The following is a 1,941-nucleotide window of genomic DNA, read 5'->3' as shown; positions in this document are numbered from 1 at the left end:
GGTTCATTCTGTTTTCGATGAGGTCGTCGACGACGGATGGGTCTGCGAGTGTCGAGGTATCTCCGAGGGCGTCGTGGTCGTTTTCTGCGATCTTGCGCAGGATGCGGCGCATGATCTTGCCGGATCGGGTCTTGGGCAGGCCCGGGGCCCACTGGATCAGGTCGGGGCTTGCGATGGGGCCGATTTCGCGGCGCACCCAGTCGCGCAGTTCCTTGCGCAGCGCGTCGGAGGGGTCCTCGCCGGCCATCAGGGTGACGTAGCAGTAGATGCCCTGGCCCTTGATCTCGTGCGGGTAGCCCACGACGGCGGCCTCGGCCACCTTGTCGTGTGCGACCAGGGCGCTCTCGACCTCCGCCGTGCCCATGCGGTGGCCCGAGACGTTGATGACGTCGTCGACGCGGCCGGTGATCCAGTAATCGCCGTCCGCGTCGCGCTTGCAGCCGTCGCCGGCGAAGTAATAGCCCTTGTAGTCGGAGAAGTAGGTCTTCTCGAAACGGGCGTGATCGCCCCAGATGGTGCGCATCTGGCCCGGCCAGCTGTCGGCAATGGCCAGCACGCCCTCGGCGGGGGTGTCGTGGATTTCCTGGCCCGATGTCGGCTCCAGCACCACCGGCTTGACCCCGAAGAAGGGCTTCATCGCCGCGCCGGGCTTGGTGGCATGGGCGCCGGGCAGGGGGGTCATCATGTGGCCGCCGGTTTCGGTCTGCCACCAGGTGTCGACGATGGGCACGCGGCCCTTGCCCACGACGTCGTTGTACCAGGCCCAGGCCTCGGGGTTGATGGGTTCGCCCACGGTGCCCAGCACGCGCAGGTCCGAGAGGTCGTGGCGGGTGACGAAACCCTCGCCCTGGCCCATGAGCGCGCGGATCGCGGTGGGGGCGGTGTAGAACTGTGTGACGCGGTGCTTTTCGCAGACCGCCCAGAAGCGGCCGGCGTCGGGCCAGGTGGGCACGCCCTCGAACATCAGCGTGGTCGCGCCGTTGGCCAGGGGGCCATAGACGATGTAGCTGTGCCCGGTGACCCAGCCCACGTCCGCGGTGCACCAGAAGACGTCGCCGGGGTGGTAGTCGAAGGTGATCTCGTGCGTCATCGCGGCCCAGACGAGGTAGCCGCCCGAGGAATGCACCACGCCCTTGGGCTGGCCGGTGGAGCCGGAGGTGTAGAGGATGAAGAGCGGGTCCTCGGCGCCCATCTCCTCGGGCGGGCAATCGGCCGAGACCTTCTCGGCCTCCTCGTGCCACCAGAAGTCGAGCCCGTCGCGCCAGGCGACCTGGTCGCCGGTGCGGCGCACCACGAGGGTCTTGACGTCGCGCGTGTCGTGCAGCAGCGCCTGGTTGACGTTGTCCTTGAGCCTGGTGGTGCGGCCGCCGCGCGGGGCGTGGTCGGCGGTGATCACCAGCTTGGCGTCGCAGCCGTTGACCCGCGCGCCCAGGGCATCGGGCGAGAAGCCGGCGAAGACGACCGAGTGGATCGCGCCGATGCGCGCGCAGGCGAGCATGGCATAGGCCGCCTCGGGGATCATCGGCAGGTAGATGACGACGCGGTCGCCCTTGCCGATGCCGAGGTTTTTCAGCACGTTGGCCATGGTCGAGACCTGCGCGGCCAGCTCGTTGTAGGTGATGTGCAGCGCCGCGTCGTCGGGATCGTCGGGCTCCCAGATGATGGCGGTCTGCTCGCCGCGGGTGTCGAGATGGCGGTCGATGCAGTTGGCCGCGACGTTGAGCGTGCCGTCCTCGAACCAGCGGATGTCGATGTTGCCGGGCGCAAAGCTGGTGGTCTTGACCGTCGAAAACGGCGTCATCCAGTCGATCCGCCGCCCGTGCTCGGCCCAGAACCCCGCGGGGTCGGCAACCGAGGCCGCGTACATCTCCTCGTAGCGCGCCGCATCAACATGCGCCCGCGCCACCATCTCCTCAGAGGGCGGATAGGTGGTGGTCATGG

At 68.3% G+C, this 1,941-nt stretch carries 1 protein-coding gene; it reads right to left on the bottom strand.

The genetic code is table 11. From position 1 onward, the window contains the following. Positions 1–1,939, bottom strand: a 1,939-nt coding sequence (gene acs / locus BU124_RS14430) for an acetate--CoA ligase (RefSeq protein WP_084864262.1), incomplete at its 3' end; no start/stop codon positions are given. Between the last annotated feature and the right edge of the window lie 2 nt (positions 1,940–1,941).

The sequence above is a fragment of the Salibaculum halophilum genome (assembly GCF_002094885.1).
GTDB lineage: Bacteria > Pseudomonadota > Alphaproteobacteria > Rhodobacterales > Rhodobacteraceae > Salibaculum > Salibaculum halophilum.
This window is presented reverse-complemented; position numbering and strand designations above follow the sequence as displayed.